The sequence below is a fragment of the Streptosporangium amethystogenes genome, from assembly GCF_000721075.1.
In the GTDB taxonomy this organism is placed as follows: Bacteria; Actinomycetota; Actinomycetes; order Streptosporangiales; family Streptosporangiaceae; genus Streptosporangium; species Streptosporangium amethystogenes.
This window is the reverse complement of record NZ_JOEQ01000007.1, coordinates 103,810-125,577: the sequence shown is the minus strand read 5'-3', so window position 1 is coordinate 125,577 and position 21,768 is coordinate 103,810. Positions and strand designations below refer to the sequence as shown.

At 70.4% G+C, this 21,768-nt stretch carries 16 protein-coding genes; 5 read left to right on the top strand and 11 right to left on the bottom strand.

From position 1 onward, the window contains the following. Nucleotides 1–8: 8 nt before the first annotated feature. The 3 genes from IG98_RS46820 to IG98_RS0113065 form a co-directional block, all read right to left on the bottom strand. Nucleotides 9–800, bottom strand: coding sequence for a L,D-transpeptidase family protein (locus tag IG98_RS46820; protein ID WP_169750110.1), 792 nt, complete (start codon nucleotides 798–800; stop codon nucleotides 9–11). A 141-nt stretch (nucleotides 801–941) separates the two neighbouring features. Beyond that, complete coding sequence (locus tag IG98_RS0113070; protein ID WP_037970147.1) at nucleotides 942–2,045, bottom strand: FAD-dependent oxidoreductase; 1,104 nt, start codon at nucleotides 2,043–2,045, stop codon at nucleotides 942–944. 523 nt (nucleotides 2,046–2,568) lie between these two features. After that, on the bottom strand, nucleotides 2,569–4,629 hold the full coding sequence (locus tag IG98_RS0113065) for a S9 family peptidase (protein WP_030910699.1): 2,061 nt from the start codon (nucleotides 4,627–4,629) through the stop codon (nucleotides 2,569–2,571). A 98-nt stretch (nucleotides 4,630–4,727) separates the two neighbouring features. Here IG98_RS0113065 and mshB point away from each other — a divergent pair, with 98 nt between their 5' ends. The 4 genes from mshB to IG98_RS0113045 all read left to right on the top strand — a co-directional run bounded on the left by mshB (nucleotide 4,728) and on the right by IG98_RS0113045 (nucleotide 7,891). Further along, nucleotides 4,728–5,633, top strand: coding sequence for an N-acetyl-1-D-myo-inositol-2-amino-2-deoxy-alpha-D-glucopyranoside deacetylase (gene mshB, locus IG98_RS0113060; protein ID WP_030910696.1), 906 nt, complete (start codon nucleotides 4,728–4,730; stop codon nucleotides 5,631–5,633). Nucleotides 5,634–5,647: 14 nt separating this feature from the next. Continuing rightward, nucleotides 5,648–6,130, top strand: a complete 483-nt coding sequence (locus IG98_RS0113055) for a DUF6113 family protein (protein WP_030910692.1) — start codon at nucleotides 5,648–5,650, stop codon at nucleotides 6,128–6,130. An 82-nt stretch (nucleotides 6,131–6,212) separates the two neighbouring features. Continuing rightward, nucleotides 6,213–6,638, top strand: coding sequence for a hypothetical protein (locus IG98_RS0113050; protein WP_030910689.1), 426 nt, complete (start codon nucleotides 6,213–6,215; stop codon nucleotides 6,636–6,638). A gap of 68 nt (nucleotides 6,639–6,706) precedes the next feature. Next, nucleotides 6,707–7,891, top strand: a complete 1,185-nt coding sequence (locus IG98_RS0113045; RefSeq protein WP_245651533.1) for an MBL fold metallo-hydrolase — start codon at nucleotides 6,707–6,709, stop codon at nucleotides 7,889–7,891. Between the two features lie 55 nt (nucleotides 7,892–7,946). Here IG98_RS0113045 and IG98_RS0113040 read toward each other — a convergent pair whose 3' ends face one another. Beyond that, nucleotides 7,947–10,481 (bottom strand): penicillin acylase family protein, encoded by a 2,535-nt coding sequence (locus IG98_RS0113040; protein WP_037970202.1) that lies wholly within the window; start codon nucleotides 10,479–10,481, stop codon nucleotides 7,947–7,949. 107 nt (nucleotides 10,482–10,588) lie between these two features. Between IG98_RS0113040 and rraA the strand changes: the two genes are divergently transcribed. Continuing rightward, entirely contained in the window at nucleotides 10,589–11,068 is a 480-nt protein-coding gene (rraA, locus tag IG98_RS0113035) for a ribonuclease E activity regulator RraA (protein ID WP_030910669.1), read from the top strand. 11 nt (nucleotides 11,069–11,079) lie between these two features. On the opposite strand, the gene IG98_RS0113030 is transcribed toward rraA, so the two are convergent. The 7 genes from IG98_RS0113030 to IG98_RS0113000 all read right to left on the bottom strand — a co-directional run bounded on the left by IG98_RS0113030 (nucleotide 11,080) and on the right by IG98_RS0113000 (nucleotide 21,740). Next, nucleotides 11,080–11,991: an aldose 1-epimerase family protein gene (locus IG98_RS0113030; RefSeq protein WP_030910666.1), complete on the bottom strand. Its 912-nt coding sequence runs from the start codon at nucleotides 11,989–11,991 to the stop codon at nucleotides 11,080–11,082. Between the two features lie 134 nt (nucleotides 11,992–12,125). Further along, nucleotides 12,126–13,505 carry a cysteine--tRNA ligase gene (gene cysS, locus IG98_RS0113025; protein ID WP_030910663.1) on the bottom strand — a complete coding sequence of 460 codons (1,380 nt, stop codon included), beginning with the start codon at nucleotides 13,503–13,505 and terminating at the stop codon, nucleotides 12,126–12,128. Between the two features lie 17 nt (nucleotides 13,506–13,522). After that, on the bottom strand, nucleotides 13,523–15,370 hold the full coding sequence (locus tag IG98_RS0113020; RefSeq protein WP_030910660.1) for a sigma factor-like helix-turn-helix DNA-binding protein: 1,848 nt from the start codon (nucleotides 15,368–15,370) through the stop codon (nucleotides 13,523–13,525). Between the two features lie 49 nt (nucleotides 15,371–15,419). After that, complete coding sequence (locus IG98_RS0113015) at nucleotides 15,420–17,477, bottom strand: UvrD-helicase domain-containing protein (protein WP_030910657.1); 2,058 nt, start codon at nucleotides 17,475–17,477, stop codon at nucleotides 15,420–15,422. A 3-nt stretch (nucleotides 17,478–17,480) separates the two neighbouring features. Continuing rightward, nucleotides 17,481–19,685, bottom strand: coding sequence for a hypothetical protein (locus tag IG98_RS0113010; protein WP_030910655.1), 2,205 nt, complete (start codon nucleotides 19,683–19,685; stop codon nucleotides 17,481–17,483). Between the two features lie 111 nt (nucleotides 19,686–19,796). Further along, complete coding sequence (locus tag IG98_RS0113005) at nucleotides 19,797–20,552, bottom strand: class I SAM-dependent methyltransferase (RefSeq protein WP_245651532.1); 756 nt, start codon at nucleotides 20,550–20,552, stop codon at nucleotides 19,797–19,799. Between the two features lie 126 nt (nucleotides 20,553–20,678). Then, nucleotides 20,679–21,740 (bottom strand): ABC transporter substrate-binding protein, encoded by a 1,062-nt coding sequence (locus IG98_RS0113000; RefSeq protein WP_037970200.1) that lies wholly within the window; start codon nucleotides 21,738–21,740, stop codon nucleotides 20,679–20,681. Between the last annotated feature and the right edge of the window lie 28 nt (nucleotides 21,741–21,768).

Here is a 21,768-nt window from a genome sequence, read left to right as displayed (position 1 = left end):
GGCCGTGATCAGCCTCGGAGGGCCTTCGGCCGGGCCGCGTCCTGTTTCGGCGGCTCGGGAGGGGCCGGGCGGCGGACGTGGACCGGGGTTCCTGTCGGGGTCATGTCGAACAGGGGCCTGGCGTTGTGCAGCGGGACGCGGATGCAGCCGTGGGACGCGGGGTGGAGCGGGACCCGTTCCGAGCCGTGGAAGCCGATACCCCCGTTGAAGTAGATGGTGTAGAACTGGTCGCCCAGTGGCCCGTGGGTCCATCCGGTGGTCCGCCACCAGGCGCGGAAGTCCCCGGTGGGTGTGACGGCGACCCCGCAGTGGCCGTTCTTGCAGTAGTGCTTGTCGTTACCGGTCGAGATATGGGAGACCAGCGCCGGCTTGCCGTCCTGCCAGGCGGTGAGCAACTGACGACGCAGGTCGATCTCCACCCTGGTGGGCTCCCCGTAGGGCACCAGCGGCCTGACGCGCGCCGGGTGGGCGAGTGCCTTCCAGGTCGACGGGTCGATCTCGTCGCCGGCGGGCAGCCCGTTGGCCTTCTGGAAGGCCCACACGGCCGCGCGCAGCGCGGGGTCGTATTCCTGGCTGGAAGATCCCGGGTGGAACCCCAGCCGGTCGAGACGTTTTTTGACCTCCTGGACCTGGGTTCCCCGGTCACCGGGGCGAAGGACGGGGAAACGCGACAGCGGGGTGTGCTCGGAACGGGGTGGGTGGTCATCGGCAACGGCGGGTCCGGAGCGTCTCGGTGACGCGACGCCGGTGTTCGCGATGCCGAACGGCAGGCACGAGGTGAACGCGAGGGCCGTGTTCACGATCAGAAGGCATTTGACGATTCTCTGCATTTCAGTGAGCCTCTTTGGTCTGGCGTCGCGACCGGGCAGGCTGATATGCGGCGGTGCGGGCTCGCCGTGTTCAGGCCGTCTCGCGTCGACTCCGGGAAGAAAGGAGAACGCTCAGCAGGAGTAGGAGTACGTGCGGTCCTGCACGGCCGCGCGCACCAGGCCGACGGCTTCCTGGGCGCAGCCCCAGGAAAAGCTGAATCCGGCCCCGCCGTGTGCGAAGTTGTAGATGACCCGTCCTTCCTCGTCCCACTCAAGGCAGACGTTCTCCTTCCGGAACGGCCGCAATCCAGCCCGTACCGGCTCATCGGGATCCAGCTGGAAACTTCGCAGCGCGGGGATGAAGGCCAGGCAGCGCTCGTACATGTCCCGCACCGGGGCGTGGTTCTCCAGGTTGATTCCGGTGTCCCACTCGTCCTTTTCCGCCAGGCCGCCGAGAACAAGGATCTGCGGGCTGCGCGGCACGATGAAGACGATGTCCTGCTCGCCGTCGTTCGTCTCGTCGTGGGAGACGCAGTGGGCCTCGTCGATCCCGTCGTTGCGGACCCGCACCAGCGCACCGCGGAGTGGGTACATGCTGACACCGCGGAGCTCGGCGGTGCCGAGCCCCGCGCAGCAGACGATCACCTCGGCGTCGAACCGGTCGAGGAGCTCGGCCCTCCTGTCGGTCAGCGCCCCCTCGATCCGATGCCGTCTGACCTGTACCCCGTGCATTTTGACCTGCCGCATCAGCCACAGCATGTACCGGTCTGTATCGATCATGGGCGCCAGATGGGAGTAGGCGTCGACCACGCCGTAGCCTGGGTCGACGCCGTTCCGCTCGGAGAGCGACCGGTCGTGGACGAAGCCGCGCACCTTCCCCGAGAGCTCCCGCATCTTGTGGAGATCGTGGGGACTCTCCTCGACGGGGTGCTTGAAATAGAAGTTGGACCTTCGCATGGCCACCCCGGGGACTCCGGACCGGGCCAGCTCCTCGAATATCCGGTACGAGGTGACGCACCAGTTCTTGGAGCGGGCGAGCGAGACCTGGTCGTGGTGGTAACCGCAGACCGCGGGCGGCCACTCCCACAGCGCGCCCGCGACGACCGAGACGATGTCGGGTGCGAACCTGTCCGCGACGACGGTGACCCGGAATCCCTCCCTGGCCAGACACAGCGCGGTCGTCAACCCGCTCACACCGGCTCCGACGACAAGTACCTTCTCTGAATTCGCGCGCACCTGGGAACGCCTTCTTTCTGGATCCGCCCAGCTCGATCAATTTTCGGCGTGGCCGACCGGGGAAGGCCGCCACGACGAGCGCTGAAACTTCTCCAGGGTAAATCGAGGCATCGGCGAACCCCGGAATGGCGACGAATCCGAGATGAGGGGCGGACGGCCACCGGCGAATGGGAAAAGTGCCGAGCGGGGAAAAGCCATACCCGTCCCAAATCCCATGATGACGAGTGTTTGGCGGCGTGCCGGATTTTCATCGCCAATCCATGGATCGGCCCGGGAGAATACCGGCACATTCTTGGCTGTTTCCCGGCGGGCCCGATGGGCCGATCGGGGGGCGCGGCGGGCTGGATTGCCTACGTTGCCCTGGGGACTCGCCTATATATCCTCGGTGGGGCTGTTGAGGGGTCGAGTCGTACTTGTTCCGGAACGTGATGACCGGCGGAACTCAGTCACGCGTTCGGTGGGAAACGCCGTGCCGGTGAGCGGTTCTGTGCCGCACCGGCACGGCGTCATATCCTCCGACGGGTCAGACCAGGGCCTTCTTAAAGAAGTCGACCTGGAGCAGGAGCAGGTTCTCCGCCACGACCTCCTGCGGGGTCATGTGGGTGACCCCGGACAGTGGCAGCACGTTGTGCGGGCGACCGGCGGCCAGCAGGGCCGAGGAGAGACGGAGGGTGTGGGCGGCGACCACGTTGTCGTCGGCCAGGCCGTGGATCAGCAGCAGGGGGCGGTCCAGCTTCTCGGCGTCGGCGAACAGGGACGAGGAGTCGTAGTGTCCCTCGTCGGGCCGGCCGAGGTAGCGCTCGGTGTAGCAGGTGTCGTACAGGCGCCAGTCGGTCACCGGGGCTCCCGCGACGGCCGCGTGGAAGATGTCGGGGCGCCGGAGGACGGCCAGGGCGGCCAGGTAGCCGCCGAAGGACCAGCCGCGGATGCCGACCCGGGTCAGGTCCAGGTCGTCGGGGAACCGCGCGGCGGCGCCGTGCAGGGCGTCGATCTGGTCCTCCAGGACCGGGGTGGCCAGGTCGTGCAGGATGGCCCGCTCGAACTCGGGGCCCCGCCCCGGGGTGCCGCGGCCGTCGGCCACGACCACCGCGAAGCCCTGGTCGGCGAACCACTGGCTGGTCAGGTGCGCCCCGGCCGCGGCCAGGACGCGCTGGGCGTGCGGTCCGCCGTACGGGTCCATGAGGACCGGCAGTCTCGCGGAGCCCGGCACGTGCCCGGAGGGCAGCAGCACCGCGGTGGCCAGGTCGCGCTCGCCCGCCCTGATCAGGGAGACCCGCAGGTCCAGGCCGGGCCGCTCGGCGTACGAGGTGATGTGGCCGCGGGGCGTGCCGTTGTGCAGGACGCGGGTGACGGAGCCCTCGCTTTCGAGGGTCTGACCGGTGATCACGAGGGTGCCGCCCGCGGTGTGGCCGCTGTAGACACCGCCCTCGGTCGGGCTGACGAGCGTGATCTGACCCCTCCGGTACGCCCATACCGCGATCTCGGTGGGTTCCCCGCTCGCCCGGAAGAGCACGGTCTCGCCGTCGATGTCGAGGATCTCGCGGACCTGGAGGGTGGGCGGCGTGACGGGGCCGTCGCCGACGATCAGGCGGTGGCCGCCCTCGGAGGTGGCGGTCCAGACGAGGCTGCCGTCGGCCAGGTGGCCGGGAACGCCGGTGACGACGTCGACCCAGGCGGGGTCGGTGTCCTCGCGCACCAGGGTGGAGGTGCCGGTGGCCGGGTCGACGGCGAGCAGCCGCATGGTCCGCTGGTCGCGCGTCATGGTGACGATCGACAGGCCGTGGGCGTCCCAGGCGGCGTTGACCAGGTACTCGTCGTCGAAGGGCACGGGGACGCGGGCCCCGGTGAGGGTCAGCACGAAGAGTTCGACCCCGGCGTTGGCGGTTCCCGCGGAGGGATAGCGCTGCTCGGCGGCGGGCCGGGCCGGGTTGGCCGGGTCGGCGATGTGCCATCGCTGGACCGGCGACTCGTCGGCCCGCTCGACCAGGATCGCGTCCCCCGACGGGGACCACCAGTAGCCCCGCATGCGGTCCATCTCCTCGGAGGCGATGAACTCGGCCAGGCCGTAGGTCACCTCCGGGGCCTCGGGGCGGGCCAGCGCGTGGTCGACCTCGTCCGTCAGGTCCTGGATGTGGAAGGCGCCGCCGGTCACGTAACCGACGTGTTCTCCGGTGGGGGACATCCGGGGGTCGATCACCGGTCCGGGGGTCTTCAGGTTCCTTGTGTACCCGGTCTTCAGGTCGACGACGTAGAGGCCGCCGGAGAGCGCGAACGCGGCGGTGGCCACCGTGGCGTCGGTGCTGTATCCGACGATGCCGCCGGCCTGCTCCCTGCTCCGTTCTCGGCGCGCCCGTTCCTCGGGGGGCAGGTTCTCGTCATCCGCGGCCAGGGCGCGCGGATCGACGACGAGCCGTTCCGTGCCGCTGAGGACGTCGTACTCCCACAGGCAGGTCACCGGGTCGGAGCCGCCCCTGGTCCGTAGGAAGACGATGCGATCACCGCTCGGAGCGATCGTGAAACCGCGGGGCACTCCGAGGGTGAATCGGCGGGTTCTGGCATGCAGGCGAGGAAAGCTCTCACTCATACGAGCCATCTTGCCAGTTCCGCATCGACTGTCCTGTTTTCCAGAAGTGGTGAATTCGGAGGTTCTAGGCGATCCCTGGCCTCGATACCCTCAAACCTATGACTGACCGGCGCCTGATGCTCGTGCATGCCCATCCGGACGACGAGACGATCGGCAGCGGGGCGACCATGGCCAGGTACGCGGCCCAGGGCGCGCACGTCACGCTGGTGACCTGCACCCTGGGGGAGGAGGGCGAGGTCATCCCGCCCGAGCTGGCCCACCTGACCGCCGATCGCGACGACACCCTGGGAGAGCACCGCGTCTCCGAGCTCGCCGCGGCCTGCGCCGCGCTCGGCGTCACCGACCACCGGTTCCTGGGCGGCCGGGGCCGCTGGCGCGACTCCGGCATGATGGGCGTCGTCTCCAACCACGCCGCGAACGCCTTCTGGCAGGCCGATCTGGACGAGGCGGCGGGTGAGCTCGTCAGGATCCTCCGCGAGGTGCGGCCCCAGGTGCTCGTCACCTACGACGAGAACGGCTTCTACGGTCACCCCGACCACATCCAGGCCCACCGGATCACCTGGCGGGCCTTCGAGCTGGCGGCGGACCCGGCGTTCGGCGAGGGCGACCCATGGCGCGTTTCGAAGTTCTACCACACCGCCGTGCCCAGGTCGGTGATGGTCAGAGGGGAGGAGGCGATGCGCGAGAACGGCGCCCCCTTCCTGGTCGAGCCGGTCGCCGAGCTGCCGTTCGGCTGCGCGGACGATGACGTCACCACCGAGATCGACGCCCGTGCCCACATCGAACGGAAGACAGCCGCGATGCGGGCGCACGCCACCCAGATCAGCGTGAGCCCACCCTGGTTCGCGCTGTCCAACGACGTCGGCCAGGAGTTGCTCGGGATCGAGCACTTCATCCTCCGCTCCGGCGCACGGGGTCCCGCGGGGCCCGGAGCGCCGATCGAGGTGGGAGGTCTCGGCGAGCCTTACGGCCGCGAGGACGACCTCTTCGCCGGGATCGACTAGCCTCGATGTTTGTGATGGAGCAGGTCCCAGCGACACGCGAACCCTCGGAGACGGTTGTCACCGTGGCGGTCAACGCGGTGCTCGTCATGCTCGGACTGCTGATGGGCGTCCTCGGCGGGTTCGAGCACTCCTGGTACATCAGGCCCGTCCCGGTCTCCGCCCTCGTCTGCGTCGCCCTGCTGTTCGCGATCACCTACGGAGCGGGCCGGATGACCCGCGGCAAGGCGGCGGCCCTGTCGTTCGCGATGGGCTGGGCGCTGATCACCATGATCTGGATCACCGGACGGCCGGAGGGCGACCTGGTGATCGCCAACGACCTGTCCGGCTACGTCTACCTCTACGGGGGCCTCGCGGTGGTCGCGGTGGGGGTCCTGCTCTCGCCACCGGCCCCGGCGGGCGGCTCGTGGCTGCTCACCCAGCACGGGTACGGTCCCCGCCCGCAGCCCTCACCCGCCCCGCAGGCACCACCCGCCCCGCCACCCCCGCCCGGCACCTGAAGCTCGTCCGGTCGGGTTCCGCCCGGACCTCGCGCGGTGGGGGTCGCTACCGCGAGCCGTCCGGATGACGCACAATCCCGGTATGCGGCGCTTGCATCGGGTACGGCGGACTGTCAACTACATCAACCTGGCCACGCCCCTGGGGCTGCTGCTGGCGCGCCTCGGGCGGGCCAGGGTGGCCGCCGGGCCCGACGGGCTGGTCCTGGCGTACGGCTATCGCTTCCGGTTCCCGATCGCCTCGGCGTTCACCGTGGGCAACGTGGTGCTGACCAAGCACGAGGAGGGCTTCCTCACCGGGGCCCTGCTCAGGCACGAGGACCGGCACGCCTCCCAGTACATGCTCTGCGTGGGCCTGCCGATGCTCCCGCTCTACGTCGTGGCGGTGGCGGTCTCCATGCTGGTCTGCGGCGACCACGCCTCGTGGAACCTCTTCGAGCGGCTGGCGAACCTGGAGGACGGCAACTACGCCCGCAGGTCCCCATGGTGGTTTCGTACTAAATCCTCTTAAAAGGGAATGGATCTCTCTGTGGGGGGATCAACAGGGGGTGAGCCGACGATGACAGAAGGGGACCGCCCATGTCGCAGACGTCCCACCCCGAAGCCGCCGCCGCGGAATCCATGGGCCCTGTCGAAGCGCCGACCCGCCGTTCCGGGTGGTCGGCCCGGTTCGCCACGCGTCCGGCGCGCGCGCTGAGACAGCTGGGCCGGGCTTCCAAACGGACGGCCGTGGTCGAGGCGGCGGCCGACTCCGCCACGCTCCCGGAAGCCCCCACCCGGCCGGAGTCGTCCGTACGACCGGCGCCTTTGCCGGGCCACCTGGCACCCGTGCCCCGGCGGTCGTGGCCGGGAGGCTTCAGGGACCGGCTGACCTCGCCGGTCCCGACCTTCCAGGAGCTGCTGGCGATCGTGTGGCACGGCAGGCTCCGCCCGGGGGTCGGGGACGCGGACCGCATCCCGGTCCACCGGGACGGTCTTCCCCGCCCGGCGGGGACCGACGCGGTCCTCACCTGGGTGGGCCACGCGACGTACGTGGTGCAGATCGGCGGGCTGACCATCCTCACCGACCCGGTCTGGGCCAGGAAGATCCCCGGCACCCGGCCCCGCCTGACCCCGCCCGGCGTCGCGTGGGCGGACCTGCCCCGGATCGACGCCGTGGTGATCAGCCACAACCACTACGACCACCTGGACGCGCCGACCGTGCGGCGGCTGCCGCGGAGCACGCCGGTCCTCGTCCCGGCAGGGCTCAGGTCCTGGTTCACCAGACGCGGGTTCCGCCACGTCATCGAGCTCGACTGGTGGGAGAGCACCTGGGTGGGCGGTGTCCGCTTCGACTTCGTACCCGCCCACCACTGGAGCCGCCGCACGGTCTGGGACACCTGCAGGACCCTCTGGGGCGGCTGGGTGATCGCCTCCGACGACCAGACGATCTACTTCGCCGGGGACACCGGTTACGGCGAGCGCTTCGCCCAGATCGGGGCGCGCTATCCGGGCGGCATCGACCTGGCCCTGATGCCGGTGGGCGCGTTCGAGCCCCGCTGGTTCATGAAGGCCGCGCACGTCGACCCCGCGCAGGCCGTACGGGCCTGCCAGGACGTCGGGGCGCGCCGGATGGCGACCATGCACTGGGGCACGTTCGTACTGTCCGGAGAGTCGCTCCTCGCGCCGATCGAGGAGGCCAGGGCGGCCTGGGCGGAGGCGGGGCGGGACCGCGCCGACCTGTGGGACCTCGCCGTCGGCGAGTCGCGCGTGCTGACGGCCTGACGACCTGTGACCCGGAGTCCCGGGGCGGGCGCCTCCCGGCGCCCGCCCCGGGACGTCAGGGGCTGAGCGTCAGGACGTTGGTGGCCGCCTTGCTGACGGACTCCTCGCGGGCCAGCATGGGGACGGTCCTCCCGCTCGCCCAGAGCGGCGCCTGGTCCCAGTAGTTGTCGTGGAACGCGTGACCGGAGGCGCCGGTCAGGTTGATCCACTGGGATTCGTCCAGGTTCCCCAGGTCGACCACCATTCGCATGGACGGCAGCCAGCCCACCGTGTAGTCGGACTGGACGTCCCAGCCGGCGGCGTTGACCGCGTCGTCGCTGCCGGCCACCGGGAACGGGCCCCGGTTGAACAGCCACTCGATCGGGCCGATCCCCGAGGTTCCAAAGGTCTGGTGGACGAGCTTCAGCGAGTGCAGGTCTCCCCAGCGCCAGTCCTTGACGTCCGGGCCGAGCTGGGCGTTCAGCTCGTCGTAGGCCTGGGCCATCGCCCGTCGCAGCATGTCGTCCCGGGACTCGGTACGCGGGGTGCCGCCGTCGTCCCAGAACGCGTCGTTCGGCTTGTCGAGCATGACCCGGACGACCTCGAACCAGCGGTCGCCGCCGCCGGGCCAGGCCCCCTCGGGCAGGTCGTCGTTGAAGGTCTCGATGAGCAGGTGCCGCCAGACGGCGTTGAAGTACATCGCGGGGGCCGAGTCCTCGCCCTGCGAGCGGTCCCACTTCTGGAGCAGCTCGCGAGCGTCCTCGGCGGGTCCGGCTATCTTGACGTCCATCAGCTTGGGCACCAGGAAGTCGGCGAAGCCGTTGTCGGTGTCCTGTTGCAGCGCGCTCATCGCCGCCACGTCCACCTTGCCGTCCTTCACCGCGTCGCTGAGGCGGTCCAGGATGCGCTGGGAGCGGTATCCGTACGCCCAGTCCTTGGTGAGGTTGTACGGATAGCGGGTGGGGTCGATGACCGCGTTGTTGGCGGTCACGATGTAGCCCTCCGGCGGGTTGTAGACGCTGGGCAGCTCGCTGAAGGGGATCGTCGACTGCCAGGCGTACTCGCCGGTCCAGCCCGGCACCGGCCAGGTGCCGTCGCCGCGGCTCCGCACCGGGATCCGCCCGGGGGCCTGGTACCCGATGTTGCCCGCGGTGTCGGCGTAGACCAGGTTCTGTGCGGGCACCTCGAACTTGCTCGCCGCCGCCCGGAACTGCTGCCAGTCCTGCGCGGTGTTCAGCGCGAAGATCGCGTCAGCGGTCCTGCCCGGTTCCAGGGCCGTCCACTTGAGCGCGACCGCGTCGCCCTTCTCCTCGAAGACCGCGTCCATACCGGGCAGCGTGTCCTTTGTGCTCTGCAGGACGTCGGAGATGATCGGCCCGTGCATGCTGTCGCGCACCTTGAGCTGTACGTCGGCGCCTCCGGCCACCTTGATCGTCTCAGTCCTGGTGGTCAGCGGCTTCCAGTCGCCCATGAACAGGTACGAATCATCCTTGATCCGTTCCAGGTAGAGGTCGGCGACGTCCGGGCCGAGGTTGGTGAAGCCCCAGGAGATCCTGTCGTTGTGACCGATGATCACGCCGGGCACGCCGGAGAAACTGAACCCGGTGAGGTCGAACGGGCACTCGGGACCCTTGGCGCGGCAGTGCAGTCCGGTCTGGTACCAGACCGAGGGCATGCTCGCGGACAGGTGGGGGTCGTTGGAGAGCAGGGGTTTGCCCGACTTGGTGTGCTTGCCGCCGACCACCCACGAGTTCGAGCCGATGCCGCTGCCGCCCGCCGGGTCGCCCATCAGGCTCGGCACCGCGCGGATGGCCGCCGCCGCCCGGATCAGCGCCCCGGTGGCCGGTGTCCCCGGCGGCTCCGTGACGCTCTTCTTCGGCTCCTCGTCCTGGTCGAACCCGCGTTCGCCGACCGAGCCCCGGGTGACGATCGGCTGGTGGGTGTCATACGGATAGGAGGGCCAGAGCTGCTCCACCCGCCCGCGGGGCAGCTTGCTCGCCGCGAGGGCCCGGCCGATCTCGTCGGTCATGTTGGAGCGCAGGTCCCAGGCCATGGCCTTGAGCCAGGCCAGCGAGTCGACCGGGGTCCACGGCTCGGGGCTGTAGTCGGGGCTGGTCGCCCGCAGCAGCACGTACTCCAGGCTCCGGGCGGCGAAGCCGTTGTTCTGCTCCATCCAGGCGTTCACCCCGCCGGCGTAGGCGTCCAGGTAGCGCCGGGTCTGCTCGCCGAGCAGGGGAAGCTCCTTCTCCGCCACCTTTCGCCAGCCCATGGTCCGGATGACCTTGTCCTCGGTCAGCGTCGCCGAGCCGAACATCTCCGACAGCCGGCCGGCGGTCACGTGGCGGCGGAAGTCCATCTCGAAGAAGCGGTCCTGCGCGTGCACGTAGCCCTGGGCGAGGAACAGGTCGTCTGGTGAGTCGGCGTAGATATGCGGGATACCCGTTTTGTCGCGATATACAGTGACTTTCCCGGTGAGGCCGCGCACCTTGAGTTCGCCTTCGAGCTGGGGGAAGGACGCCCGTACGCTCCACACGCCGGCCCCGGCGAACAGCAGACCGAGCACCACGAGAACGGAAAGTACGCGTGCCAACCACTTGATCGGACGGGGCATCCAGGCGTACGGGCGGAACCTCACAAAAACCTCCTAGGCGACATGCTCCAGCAAGTGTGGCACCACCCGGAGGTCCCGGCGTTGTGATCATTAGCGAAGATGCGGGTATGACACTTTCCACGGCCGATCTGGTCGACGCCCACGGCGCCGCGGTCGCGAGCTGCCTGACCCAGTTCCGCTCCTACGGTCTGCGCACCCGGTTCGCGGGCCCGATCGCGACGGTCCGCTGCCTGGAGGACAACGCCCTCGTCAAGCGGATCCTGGCCACCCCCGGTGCGGGCCGGGTGCTGGTGGTGGACGGTGCGGGCTCGCTGCGCACCGCGCTGATGGGCGACCTCATCGCCGCCTCGGCCGTCTCCTCCGGCTGGTCAGGTGTGGTCGTCAACGGCGCCGTCCGCGACACCGTCGCCCTCGCCGGGCTGGACCTGGGCATCAAGGCCCTCGGATCGAACCCGGCCAAGAGCGCCAAGGAGGGCACCGGCGAGCTCGACGTCCCCGTCACCTTCGGCGAGGTCGTCTTCACTCCCGGCGCCTGGCTCTACAGCGACGAGGACGGCATCCTCGTCAGCCCGGTCGAGCTCTCCTGACCGGTCGCCGGTCAGATCGGGCCGATGCCCCAGTGGTGGACGGCGCGCTCTCCGGGAGCGAGCCGGATCACGTCCTCACCGCTGCGGAAGGCGTTCGGCGGGCAGCTCATCGGCTCCACCGCCAGTCCCCGGCGGCGGTGCTCCTCGGGGAGGGTGTCACCGGTGTAGAGCTGGAGCCACTCGATCCCCTCACCCGCCCACAGCTGGACCCCGCGGCTCCCGTCCGCGTCGCTCAGCCGCACCCGTACCAGCCCGTCGGCGCCGCGCTCCAGGTCGGTGAACGCGGTGTCGAGCACCGTCCGGCCGATCGGGCGGGCGGTCCTGAAGTCGTACTCGGTCTCCTTGACGTCCTGACGGTCGGTGGGGATCTTCCGGTCGTCCACCGCGAGCCACTGGGCGGCGGGGAGCTCCAGGACGGCGTCGTCGAGGGTGCCCAGGGTCAGGTAGGGATGGGCCCCGAAGCCGTACGGCGCGTCGGTGGTGCCGACGTTCTCCGCGGCCACCTCGACCTCCAGACCGGATGCGCCCAGCGTGTACCGGAGGGAGAGATCCAGGATGTGCGGATAGCCGAGCTGGGGGAAGAGCCGCAGCCCCAGCAGGATCGAGGCGTCGTCGTGGGAGAGGACACGCCAGGGGAAGGACCGGGAGAAGCCGTGGATCGCGTTGCCGGTCTGCGGCTCGCTCACCGCGAGCTGCCGCTCCTCGCCGTCGAACGTGTAGCGGCCGTCCTCGATCCTGTTCGGCCAGGGGAGCAGCGGCAGCCCCGCGCCGCCGATCGGGGACAGGTCCTCGGGGAAGTCGGCGACGAGCGGCCGCCCGTCCATGGTGAGGCTCCGCAGGCCGGCCCCGACCTCGGTGATGACCGCCTGGAAACCGCCGGCCGCGATGGTGTACTGAGTCCCGGTGGGCGCGATGTTTGTCACCTGGTAATTCAACACCCATGAGACGGCTCTGTGGTGGGTCGTGTCAGCGGTCGTTCCCGGTGCGGACCGCTCCATGGCCATGTCGAGGAGCGGGTTTCTGACATGGACCGCGCCAAGGGCCGGTCAGGGGGATGTCAGGACCAGGTCTGGCCCTCCGGGGTGTCGGCGACCTTCACGCCGAGGGCGGCCAGTTCGTCGCGGAGGCGGTCGGAGACGGCCCAGTCCTGGGCGTCGCGGGCTCGGGCGCGTTGCTCAAGAAGCTCCGCGGCACCCCCGGGCAGGCTCCTCGACCTGCCGATGTCGAGGGAGAGGTCCAGCGCGAGGATCTGGTCGAGGTGCAGGAACGCCTCGAAGCGGGAGCCGGGGGCGAGTGAGCCGTCGCGCTCCAGCTCGCGCAGCAGCCGGAGCGCCAGCGGGGTGTCGAGATCGTCGTCGAAGGCCGCCTCGATCCGGGAGACCCGATCGGCGGGCATCGGGCCGCTCGGCGACTCCGACCACGCGGCCACCTGGCTCCGCCAGCGCCGCAGGGTCCGGTCGGCGGCTCGCAGGGTGTCCCAGGTGAGGTTCATCTGCTGGCGGTGGCGGTGTTCGAGCAGCGCCAGCCGCACGGCCAGCGGGTCCAGGCCCGCGTCCGCCACGTCCTTGAGCAGGACCACGTTGCCGGTGGACTTCGACATCTTGCGCCCGTCGAAGAGCAGGTGCTCGCCATGGACCCAGTGCCGCACCACCTCGTGTCCGGCGGTGGCGTCGGACTGGGCGCGCTCGTCCTCGTGGTGCGGGAAACGCAGGTCGATCCCGCCGGTGTGCACGTCGATGCGCTCGCCGAGGAAGCGCAGCGACATGGCCGAGCACTCGATGTGCCAGCCGGGGAAGCCCCGGCCCCACGGTGTCTCCCAGGTCAGCTCCCGGTCCGAGGGCTTCCACAGTGCCCAGTCGGCGTGGAAGCGCTTGCGTGGATCGACGCCCTCGACCCGGTGACCCGGCCTCAGCTGGTCGAGCCGGTTGCCGGAGATCTCGCCGTATGTCGGGAAGGAGGCCGCGTCGAAGAAGACCGACCCGTCGGGCACCGCGTACGCGTGCCCCTTCTCGATCAGCTTGGCGATCATCTCGATCATCAGGTCGATCGTCTCGCTCGCCCGGGGCGAGTGCTCGGGCGGTCGGATGTTCAGCGCGGCCGTGTCGGCGAGGAAGGCGTCCTCGTAGAACCGTGAGATCTCCAGGGCGCCGCGCCCCTCGGCCTTCGCCTGGGCGAGCACCTTGTCCTCGCCGACGGGATCGATCTCGGCGTCGTCGACCAGGTGACCGACGTCGGTGATGTTGCGGCACACCACCACCCGGACCCGCTGCCGCTCGCTGACCCGCCTGATCAGGTCGGACAGCAGGTATGACCGGAGGTTGCCCACGTGGGCCGACCGGTAGACGGTCGGTCCGCAGGTGTACATCCGCAGTGAGCGGCTCCCCTCGGGGACGATCCGCTCGACCTGCCGATTCCGCGTGTCATACAGGCGCAACATACGCCGAGCCTACGCAATCACCCACCATTTTCCAGGAAGGCGAGGATCTCGCGGTCTCCCCGGTCGCGCAGGCGGGCGATCACCTCCTCGCGGGTGCAGCCGTCCGAGAGGCCGATGCGGGCGCCGATCAGGCGGATGCCCTCGGCCTCCGAGGCCACCGGCGCCGTGTAGCCGATCAGGTGCAGTGCCCGGTTCAGGGCGGGCAGTGCCGGTGAGGCGGCGGGCAGGTAGCGGGTCAGCAGCTCGCCGCCGTCGGAGACGGTCAGGAAGACGTGGTCACCCTCGGAGGCGTTGGTGGCGATCAGGACGGGGCGGATGGAGCCCATGGTCGGCTGGTTGTGCCAGCTGATCACCACGTCGCCCGAGGGGGTGGAGGCGGTCAGCTGGCCGCCGGGGGCCATGCCGAGGTGCGCGGCGAAGCCGGTCGGCAGCGGGGAGCCGGAGCCGCGCAGATGCTCGGCGTTGACGTCCACCCGGTGCCACCATCGCCCGTCACGGCTGCGGAAGCAGCGCCGGGTCTCCGAGACGTCGCGGCGCGGCTGGTAGTCGGACTGCTCGGCTCCGGCCACCCGGATCCACCCGCGCTGGGTGCGCTCGAAGCCGGGACCGCCGGCGTACGCGCGTACCGAACTCTCGCTCACGTCGTAGCGCCCGGTGAGGTTGGTGACGATCGTGTTGACGGACGCCTCGCCGTTGGAGCGTTCGATCTCCCTGACGATCATTTCCCGGATGCCCAGATACTGCTCGCCACCCCAGCGCGACAGCCCGTACTTGTTCCGGTCGACCCGCAGGAACCGGTCGTCGGCGGTGAGCTGGTTACGGATGCCGACGAGGCTGTAGTCCTCGCCGATGCGTTCCTGGATCTCCTCGGGCGTCAGCGGGTTGCCCGCCACCGCGAGCACGGCCTCGGCCTTGTCGTTGACGCTGCGCGGCCAGGGCACCACGTGGTTCTCCAGCACCCGCAGCTGGGGCACCGCGATGAGCCAGCGCTCGGCCACGTCCTCGCGGATGCCGAGCTGGCTGACCAGTGTGACGGCCTCGTCCAGCGGGCGCGGCCCGTCCGTGAACAGCTGCCTGGTCTTCTCCCTGAGCTCGTCCGCACCGCCCGCGACCAGCCAGCCGTCCACCTGCTCGTAGCCGCTCAGCAGCGTCCTCAGGAACCGCCAGGAGGGGATGCCCAGCGTGGCCAGGTCGGTGCGGTGCCAGGGCACCGCCGCGGCCAGGTCGTCGGCGGGCACGGCGGAGCCCAGCCGGCCCCGCAGCCAGGACACGTGGCCGATCAGCGGGGCCGCGTCATCCTTGGCGAGCCAGGTCTCGACATGGTCGCGCAGGTCACGCTCGATCTGCCGGATGCGTTCCCTGGTGACGGAGAAGCGCTGGGCCAGGTCGTCGAGCGTGGCCCGCTGGGAGGCGTAGAGCCGGTCCCTGGCGATGGTCCGCTGCCGCTCGTCCAGCGTGGCGAAGACCTCGTCGATCAGCTCGGGCAGCGGCCGGTCGGGCCTCGCGGGGCGGGGCTGGGCGACGCTCTCCTCGGTGACCGGTTCGAGCAGCCGCTCCAGCACCCCGGTGAACAGCTTGTGCACCGTCTCGCGGCCGAGCCCCTCGGGCGTGCGCACGCTTGAGGCGGGGTCGGCGAATCTGAGCAGGGGGAGGACGTCGCCGAGCATCAGGTGACCCCAGCACGCCAGGGCGAGGTCGGTCAGGCGTCCGGCTACCTCGGACGTCCCGATGGTCGAGCAGGCCCTGTCGAGCGGAAGCGCCTGCCACCACGCCTCTGGGAGGCGCGGATCGGTTGCGATCGGCGCTACCTGGCCGGGAGAGGTCCAGCGCAAAGGTGGCGCGATGTCGCTCAGGCTGAGGTTCATTGAGGTCCAACCGGCAAAGGGGATTACATCCGCAATTCAGACTATGTGGTCAGTTGGGAAGGAAGGGACTTGCCCGTCCGGAATGGGATACATAAAGGAGTTCTCGTGCCCGGGTGCAGGCGACATAGAGCAGGCCGCGCTCCCGCTGGAGATCGTGAGCCCTGGCTGCCGGGTCCTCGCCGACGGGGGTCAGCGAGTCGGGGTCGGGCACGATTCCCTCGCCCACGCCGATCACCGCGACCCGCCGGAACTCGAGTCCCTTCATGCCGTGCAGCGTCGTCACTCGCACCCCCAGCTCGCGCAGAGCGGTCCGCGCGTCACGCACGAGGGCGGCGGTCCTGGCGGCCACCGCTATCTCCTCGGGCATCACGCCCTCATCCACCCACTGTCCCACCTGTGCCACCAGCCCCGTCAGCTCATCCTGCGGTGAATCGTAGGCTCGGACCATCGGCCTGGCCCCGTGCCGGGTACTCCGGAAGCCGTAAAGCTCCTGCGCACCGTTGACGAGCCCGTCGGCGGGACCGCCTCCGCGTAACCGGACCCCCCAGGACAGGATCTCCTGCGGGAGCCGGTACGACACCTGCAGACGCTGCTGGATCGCGTCGATCCCGACCGCGCTGAGCGTCACCCTCGTGTCGAAGATGCGCTGGTGCGGGTCGCCCACGATGAACAGGTCGTCGCGGGCGTGCGGCACCGCCGCCCGCAGCAGCCGCCACTGCGCGGGGTGCAGGTCCTGCGCCTCGTCCACCACGATGTGCCGGTACGGCTCCCGCATGGGCTCCGTCTCCTCCAGCAGGTCTCCCGTGGTCTGGCCGAGCAACACCGACGCCTCGGAGGCCAGCTGCAGCAGGGTCCGCTTGCCGCGCTCGCGCAGCCGTCCGGTGACGTGCCCGATCGCGTCCCAGACGGCGCCGCGCTCCCCGGCCGACAACTCGACGCCGCGGCCCGAGCGGGAGGTGGCCAGGTACTCCTCCAGGGTCCGCAGGTTCTGCGCCAGCACCACCTGCTCCCATTCGCGCAGCAGGAACGCCGGGCTGTGGCCGGTCGCGGTCTCCTCCCAGAGCGCCGTCAGCTCGGCGGCGCCGACCAGCGAGGGCGGACGGCCCTCGGCCTCCGCGACGATGCGGTGGGCCAGCCGGTCCACGTTGCCGACCTCGATCCGCTTGCGGATCGTCTCGTCCTCGACCAGCTGGTCGAGCCTGGCCGCGAGTTCGGCGCTCAGCCCCTGGGAGAAGGTGACGAGCAGGACCTGGCCGTTCGCACGCCCGGCCAGGTGGGCCGCCCTGTGCAGGGCGACGAGCGTCTTGCCGGTGCCCGCGCCCCCGGTGACCAGCGTCGGCTGCTGGTAGGACTCCCAGTACGCCAGCCGGTACTGCGGCGGACGCAGGAACACGCACCAGCCGGGCGCGTCGAGCACGCGGTTCAGCTCGCGCGGGTGGTCCGTGAAGACGGCCCGGTCCGGGCTGCGCAGCAGCGCGGCGCCGAAGTCCTCGGGGTTGATCGGCTCGGGTCCCGCGGCGACGGCACGGCAGTTCTCCAGCTCCCGCCAGGCCCCGGCCATCGACTCGCCCCTGGCGAGCGCCGCCAGCGGCTCGTACTGCGTGGGGGGCAGCAGCGGTTCGAGCGCCTCCAGGGTGAGCTGGTCGGTGATCTGCCTGACCAGCGGCAGGAACCGGCCGTCCACTCCCAGCTCGGCCAGGTCGCTGTCGCAGATCTCGGAGAACAGCCGCGTGGCGGACGCCTCGGCCGCCCTGCGCACCGCGGGCCGTACCTGGTCCAGCGCCTCGGCGTCCCACATCTCGACCACGCCCAGCGCGGTGTTGACGCCGAACCGGTAGCGCTGGGCGTACGCCCAGGCCTCCGCGTCCGGCAGCACGGTCAGCAGCCAGTAGACGTCCCGCTGCTTGACCACGACGCCCCGGTACCGGTCGGCCAGCCTCAGGGTGGCGACCCGGGGGTCCCTGGCCCCCCTGACCCGCTCGGGGTGCGGAGCACCCGCCACGTTCTGCAGGAACCTGCGCGCCGAGACCACGACGTCCCGGCGCACCGGCTGGGCCAGGGCGCCGAGTTCGACGGGAAAGTCCGGGGAGATGGCGAGGCGGGGCATGAGCTAGGCCAACAGTGCCAGGAGATCGCGGTCCCCGCGTTCTCGTAGCCGGGTGAGAAGGTCGGGTATGCCCACGGGGCCCGTCATGCCGACCCGGGTGGCGATGACCCGCCCGGCCTGTTCCGGAGTACCGCCCGAGGCGGTGTAGCCGACGAGTCTCAGCGCCTGGGCCGTCGCCTCCCCCTCGCCCCCGGCGGAGGGCAGGTGCCTGGCCCGCAGGACCCCCTCGTCGGAGAGGGTGAGGAACAGGTGGCTGCCCTCCTTGGCCCCCACGTCCTCCAGGAGCGTTCTGAGCGATTCGAGCACGGGCCTGTCCTGCCAGCTGAGAACCAGATCGCCGACCGCGCTGCTGACCGTGCGGCCCGCACCGGGGGACATCCCGAGATAGGCGGCGAACCCGCTGGGCAACGGGCACTCGGCGCCCCGCAGGTGGTCGGAGGTGACGTCGATCCGGAGCCACCAGCGGCCGTCGGGCTGGCGGAAGCAGCGTCTGGTCAGCGAGACGTCCTTCAGCGGGCGGAAGGGGGCCTTCGCCGGTTCCCCGTTCTCCCGTGGCGCGCCGGGTGGCTTCTCCGCGATCAGGGCCGGGGCGCCGTTCGGGCGCTGGGGAGGCCGTTCGCCCGCGCCGAGGATGCGGAGCTGCGGAACGTTCTCCAGCCACTCCTTGGACACCTCGGGGTGGATGCCCAGCGAGGAGACCATGTCGAGGGCCTTGTTGATGGTCAGCGGCGGCTGGGCGTCACTGAGCATGTCGCGGGTGCGATGGCGGAGCTCGGCGATGTCGCCCTCCACCAGCCACTCGTCGACCAGGTGGTAACCGGGGAGCGTGGCCAGCACGAACTGCCAGGCCGGGATGTCGAGAGAGTGCAGCTCCAGGGTGTGCCAGTCGGCGGCGTTGATCAGCCGCTCCTTGGGCGCCGCCCTGCCGAGCACCCTTCTCATCTCCTCCAGGTGCTCCCGGTACGGGGCGGCCTCGTCGGAGGCGATCCAGTCCCCGAGCTCCCGGCGCAGGTCGACCTCGATGCCGAAGATGACCTCCGGCCGCACCGCGAAGAGCTTGGCCAGCGCCTCCGCGCTCGCCGGGGTGTCACTGAACAGCCTGTTCTGCGCCACCGCCCAGCGCTTGTCCTCCGCGTTGGCGAAGACACCGTCCACCAGCGCGTGCAGGCTCTCCGCGGGCTGCTCGGCCCGCCGGCTCCGCACGGCCTCCTCCGGCTCAGGAGCGCCCGCCGCCTCCGGGGCGGGTACGGAGTCGTCGTCGCCGGTTTCGGCGATCGCCCCAACCGGAGCGGCGGCCGGCTCCGCCTCGGGCACGCTCTCGGCGGGGGACTCCCGGACCTCTTCGAACGCGGCGTCGGGTGCGGCGGCCTGAGCCTCCGCGTCGGTCACGGGCGGATCGTCCCTCGCCGGGGCCGGCTGGAAGAGCGATCCGGGGACGGCGGCGGGCTCGGCCTCGGCCTCCGCCGCGCGACGTGCCTCGGGCACCGGCAGGGCTTCCGGTACGGAGCCCCCGGCGCCCTCCACGCTCTCGGCAGCGCTCTCGGCAGCGGGCCCCGAAGCGGGCCCCGAGGTGGGCACCGAAGCGGGTTCGGCGGCGGGTTCCGCGGGGGAATCCGCCACGACGCCCGGCCCGATCTCCGGTTCGGTCTCCGGTGCGGGGTCGGCTCCAGACTCATTCGGTATGGCATCGGACTCGCCCGGAGCCGGCTCGCTCCGCGCGCCGGGCGCCGGAACCGCCTGGACCGAAGCAGCCGGGGCCGAAGCAGCCGGGAGCGAAGCCATCGGGAGCGGGGTCGCCGGGAGCGGGGTCGCCAGGCGTGCGAAGACCGCCGTGAAGAGGGCGTGCAGCAGCGGGACCGGCTGGATGAACGGCTGGTCGCGCAGGTCGTGGCCGGTCAGCGCGAGGAGACCCGGCCAGGATCCCGCGCGGTCGAGGGCTATGGCCGTACAGGGCTCGTCGGCCTCGTCCGGGTCCAGGACGTGCAGTGCGGGCAGCACGTCGCCCACGGTGGCGGCGGGCCAGTGGTCCAGGGTGAGCACGGTGAGGATCTCCGCCAGCCGCTCAGGAGGCAGCACGGCGAGCACGCGGGCCATCGGCAGGCACCGCCACCAGGCGTCCGGCAGGTCGGGCTGGTCGCGCAGAAGTGGGATCGTGGCCGCGTCGCTCCAGCGTAGCGGCGGCACGAGGTCACTCAGACAGAAGTTCATCCGTTCCCTTCACCAGCCCCTTAAGCCGCCCGAGACACTCCATGTGGCCGGGGAACGAGACTCATGGAACAGACCATAGTCTGGCAAATCGCCACGGCGCATTGGGTCGGTTCAACGGCGTACAGCCGCAAACCGCAGTCGCACGTAGTCGGCCATCCAGCCGGTCTCCCGCCGCAGGGCGGGGGCGGCCAGCTCGTTCACCCGGTGGAGCAGCGAGTCGACCATCTCCACCGGCACTTCCTGGAGCAGTGAACCGGCGAACATCCGCACCCAGTCGGCCGCCCCGTTGGGGCACTCGTCGAGCGGGGTCGGCCGATCGAAGTATTCCAGCAGGCGGACGGTGAAGCCGCCCTTCTCCAGTCTCGTGGCGTATTCGGCGGGGGTGGGGAAGTACCACGGCAGGCCGGGCTCACGGAGCCCGTACTCCCGCCAGGCGGTGGACAGCGCCGCCGTCAGCGCGGAGCAGTTGCCCGCGCCGCCCATCTCGGCCACGAACCGTCCGCCGGGTGCGAGGGCCTCGCGGACACTGGTGATCACCGCGTCCGGCTCCTGGCCCATCCAGTGCAGGGCCGCGTTGGAGAAGACCGCGTCGTAGGGCTGGGCCACCGTGAAGTCGCGGCCGTCGCCGACTATGAAGTCCAGCCCCGGGTACTGCGCCAGGGCTTTTTCGATCATCGCCTGCGATCCGTCGATCCCCAGGACGTGCGCGCCCCGGGAGGTGATCTCGGCGGTCAGCGTCCCCGTGCCGCAGCCGAGATCCACGATGCGCTCGCCCGGCTGCGGGTCGAGTAGTTCGACCAGGGGGGCGCCATGTGCTGAAACGTACCCGAAGCTGTTGTCATAGGCGCGAACATTCCACCTCGTCAAGCTAGGCGTGTCGTATCGCAAGACGATCAGCTCACATTCTGAGACGCCAGGGTCTCTTATCGGTACTCTCCAGACACTTTAGAGCCTCTGGGCAGTCACGACATATCAGTCCCATCAGCCCCACCCTCATCTCACCTTTCTGGCCCACTCACGCTGGAGGTAGGCTCTGGCCCTGTCGATCTCCGAGACGGTGAGGATCACGGGCTTCCCGCTGGTGGCGGGGAGCTTGGCCGCGAGTTCGTCGTCCAGGGTGCCGCGCATCTGGAGGGCCTCCATCCTGACCGGGCGGGCATAGCCCTTCAGGAAGAGGTTCTGGCCCCTGTCGGAGAACAGGAACTCCTGCCAGAGCCGGGCGGCGGCAGGGTGTGGGGCCTGCTTGCTGATGGCCTGGACGTAGTACGAGCCGAGCACGGCGTCGCCGGGAACCGCGACCTTCCAGTCCTTGCCGGCGGCCGCCCGCTCGGCGTTGTGGTAGTCCCAGTCGACGATGACCGAGGCCGTCTTGGGGTTCGCCGCGAGGTTGCCCGCGCCCTTGAGGCGGTGGAAGAACTCGACGCCTCGCTCCGCCCTCGCCTCGCCGCCCCTGAGCGAGACGGCCATCACCCCGTTGAAGGCCGCCGAGACCTCCCGGGGGTCGCCGGGCAGCGAGACGCTGTGACCGGGCTTCAGCAGGTCGGAGAAGGAGGCGGGGGCCGCGACCTTCCTCGGGTCGTAGCCGATGGACATGTAGCCGCCGTACCCGGCGTACCAGGTGCCCCGGTGATCCTTGAGATGGTCGGGGATGTCCTGCCAGCCCTGGACCCGGTACGGGGCGAAGAGGTCGGACTTGGACACGGCGACGTCCACGCTCAGGTCGAACACGTCGGGTTTGAGTGCGGGGATGGCCGCGATCTCCCTGGCGCTGTTCGCGTCGGGTTCCAGCTGGTCGACCTTGATCCCGTACTCCTCGGCGAAGGTGTCGATGATCTCGCCGTAGTTCACCCAGTCGCGCGGTAGCGCGATCACTGTGAGGGTCCCCTCCTTCTTGGCCGCCTCGACGAGGCGTTCCATCGTGCAGAAGCCCTCCTTCATGGAGGCGGCCTGGGTGTTGACCGGCGGAAGTTGGATGTTCTGAGGGGCCGGGGCGCCACATCCGGCGATCGTGGCCGTGAGGATCACGGCGGCTGCGGCGCTGGTACGTACGGTCACGGAGGAGATACTCTCCGTTGTCATTCGT

Excerpts from the sequence above, each read along its gene's own strand:
- IG98_RS0113015 (WP_030910657.1), bottom strand. The coding sequence starts at position 17,477 with ATGCCCCGCCTCGCCATCTCCCCGGACTTTCCCGTCGAACTCGGCGCC.
- IG98_RS0113040 (WP_037970202.1), bottom strand. The coding sequence starts at position 10,481 with ATGCCCCGTCCGATCAAGTGGTTGGCACGCGTACTTTCCGTTCTCGTG.
- cysS (WP_030910663.1), bottom strand. The coding sequence starts at position 13,505 with ATGTTGCGCCTGTATGACACGCGGAATCGGCAGGTCGAGCGGATCGTC.
- IG98_RS0113045 (WP_245651533.1), top strand. The coding sequence starts at position 6,707 with ATGTCGCAGACGTCCCACCCCGAAGCCGCCGCCGCGGAATCCATGGGC.
- mshB (WP_030910696.1), top strand. The coding sequence starts at position 4,728 with ATGACTGACCGGCGCCTGATGCTCGTGCATGCCCATCCGGACGACGAG.
- IG98_RS0113020 (WP_030910660.1), bottom strand. The coding sequence starts at position 15,370 with ATGAACCTCAGCCTGAGCGACATCGCGCCACCTTTGCGCTGGACCTCT.
- IG98_RS0113055 (WP_030910692.1), top strand. The coding sequence starts at position 5,648 with ATGGAGCAGGTCCCAGCGACACGCGAACCCTCGGAGACGGTTGTCACC.
- IG98_RS0113010 (WP_030910655.1), bottom strand. The coding sequence starts at position 19,685 with ATGAACTTCTGTCTGAGTGACCTCGTGCCGCCGCTACGCTGGAGCGAC.
- rraA (WP_030910669.1), top strand. The coding sequence starts at position 10,589 with ATGACACTTTCCACGGCCGATCTGGTCGACGCCCACGGCGCCGCGGTC.
- IG98_RS0113065 (WP_030910699.1), bottom strand. The coding sequence starts at position 4,629 with ATGAGTGAGAGCTTTCCTCGCCTGCATGCCAGAACCCGCCGATTCACC.
- IG98_RS0113050 (WP_030910689.1), top strand. The coding sequence starts at position 6,213 with ATGCGGCGCTTGCATCGGGTACGGCGGACTGTCAACTACATCAACCTG.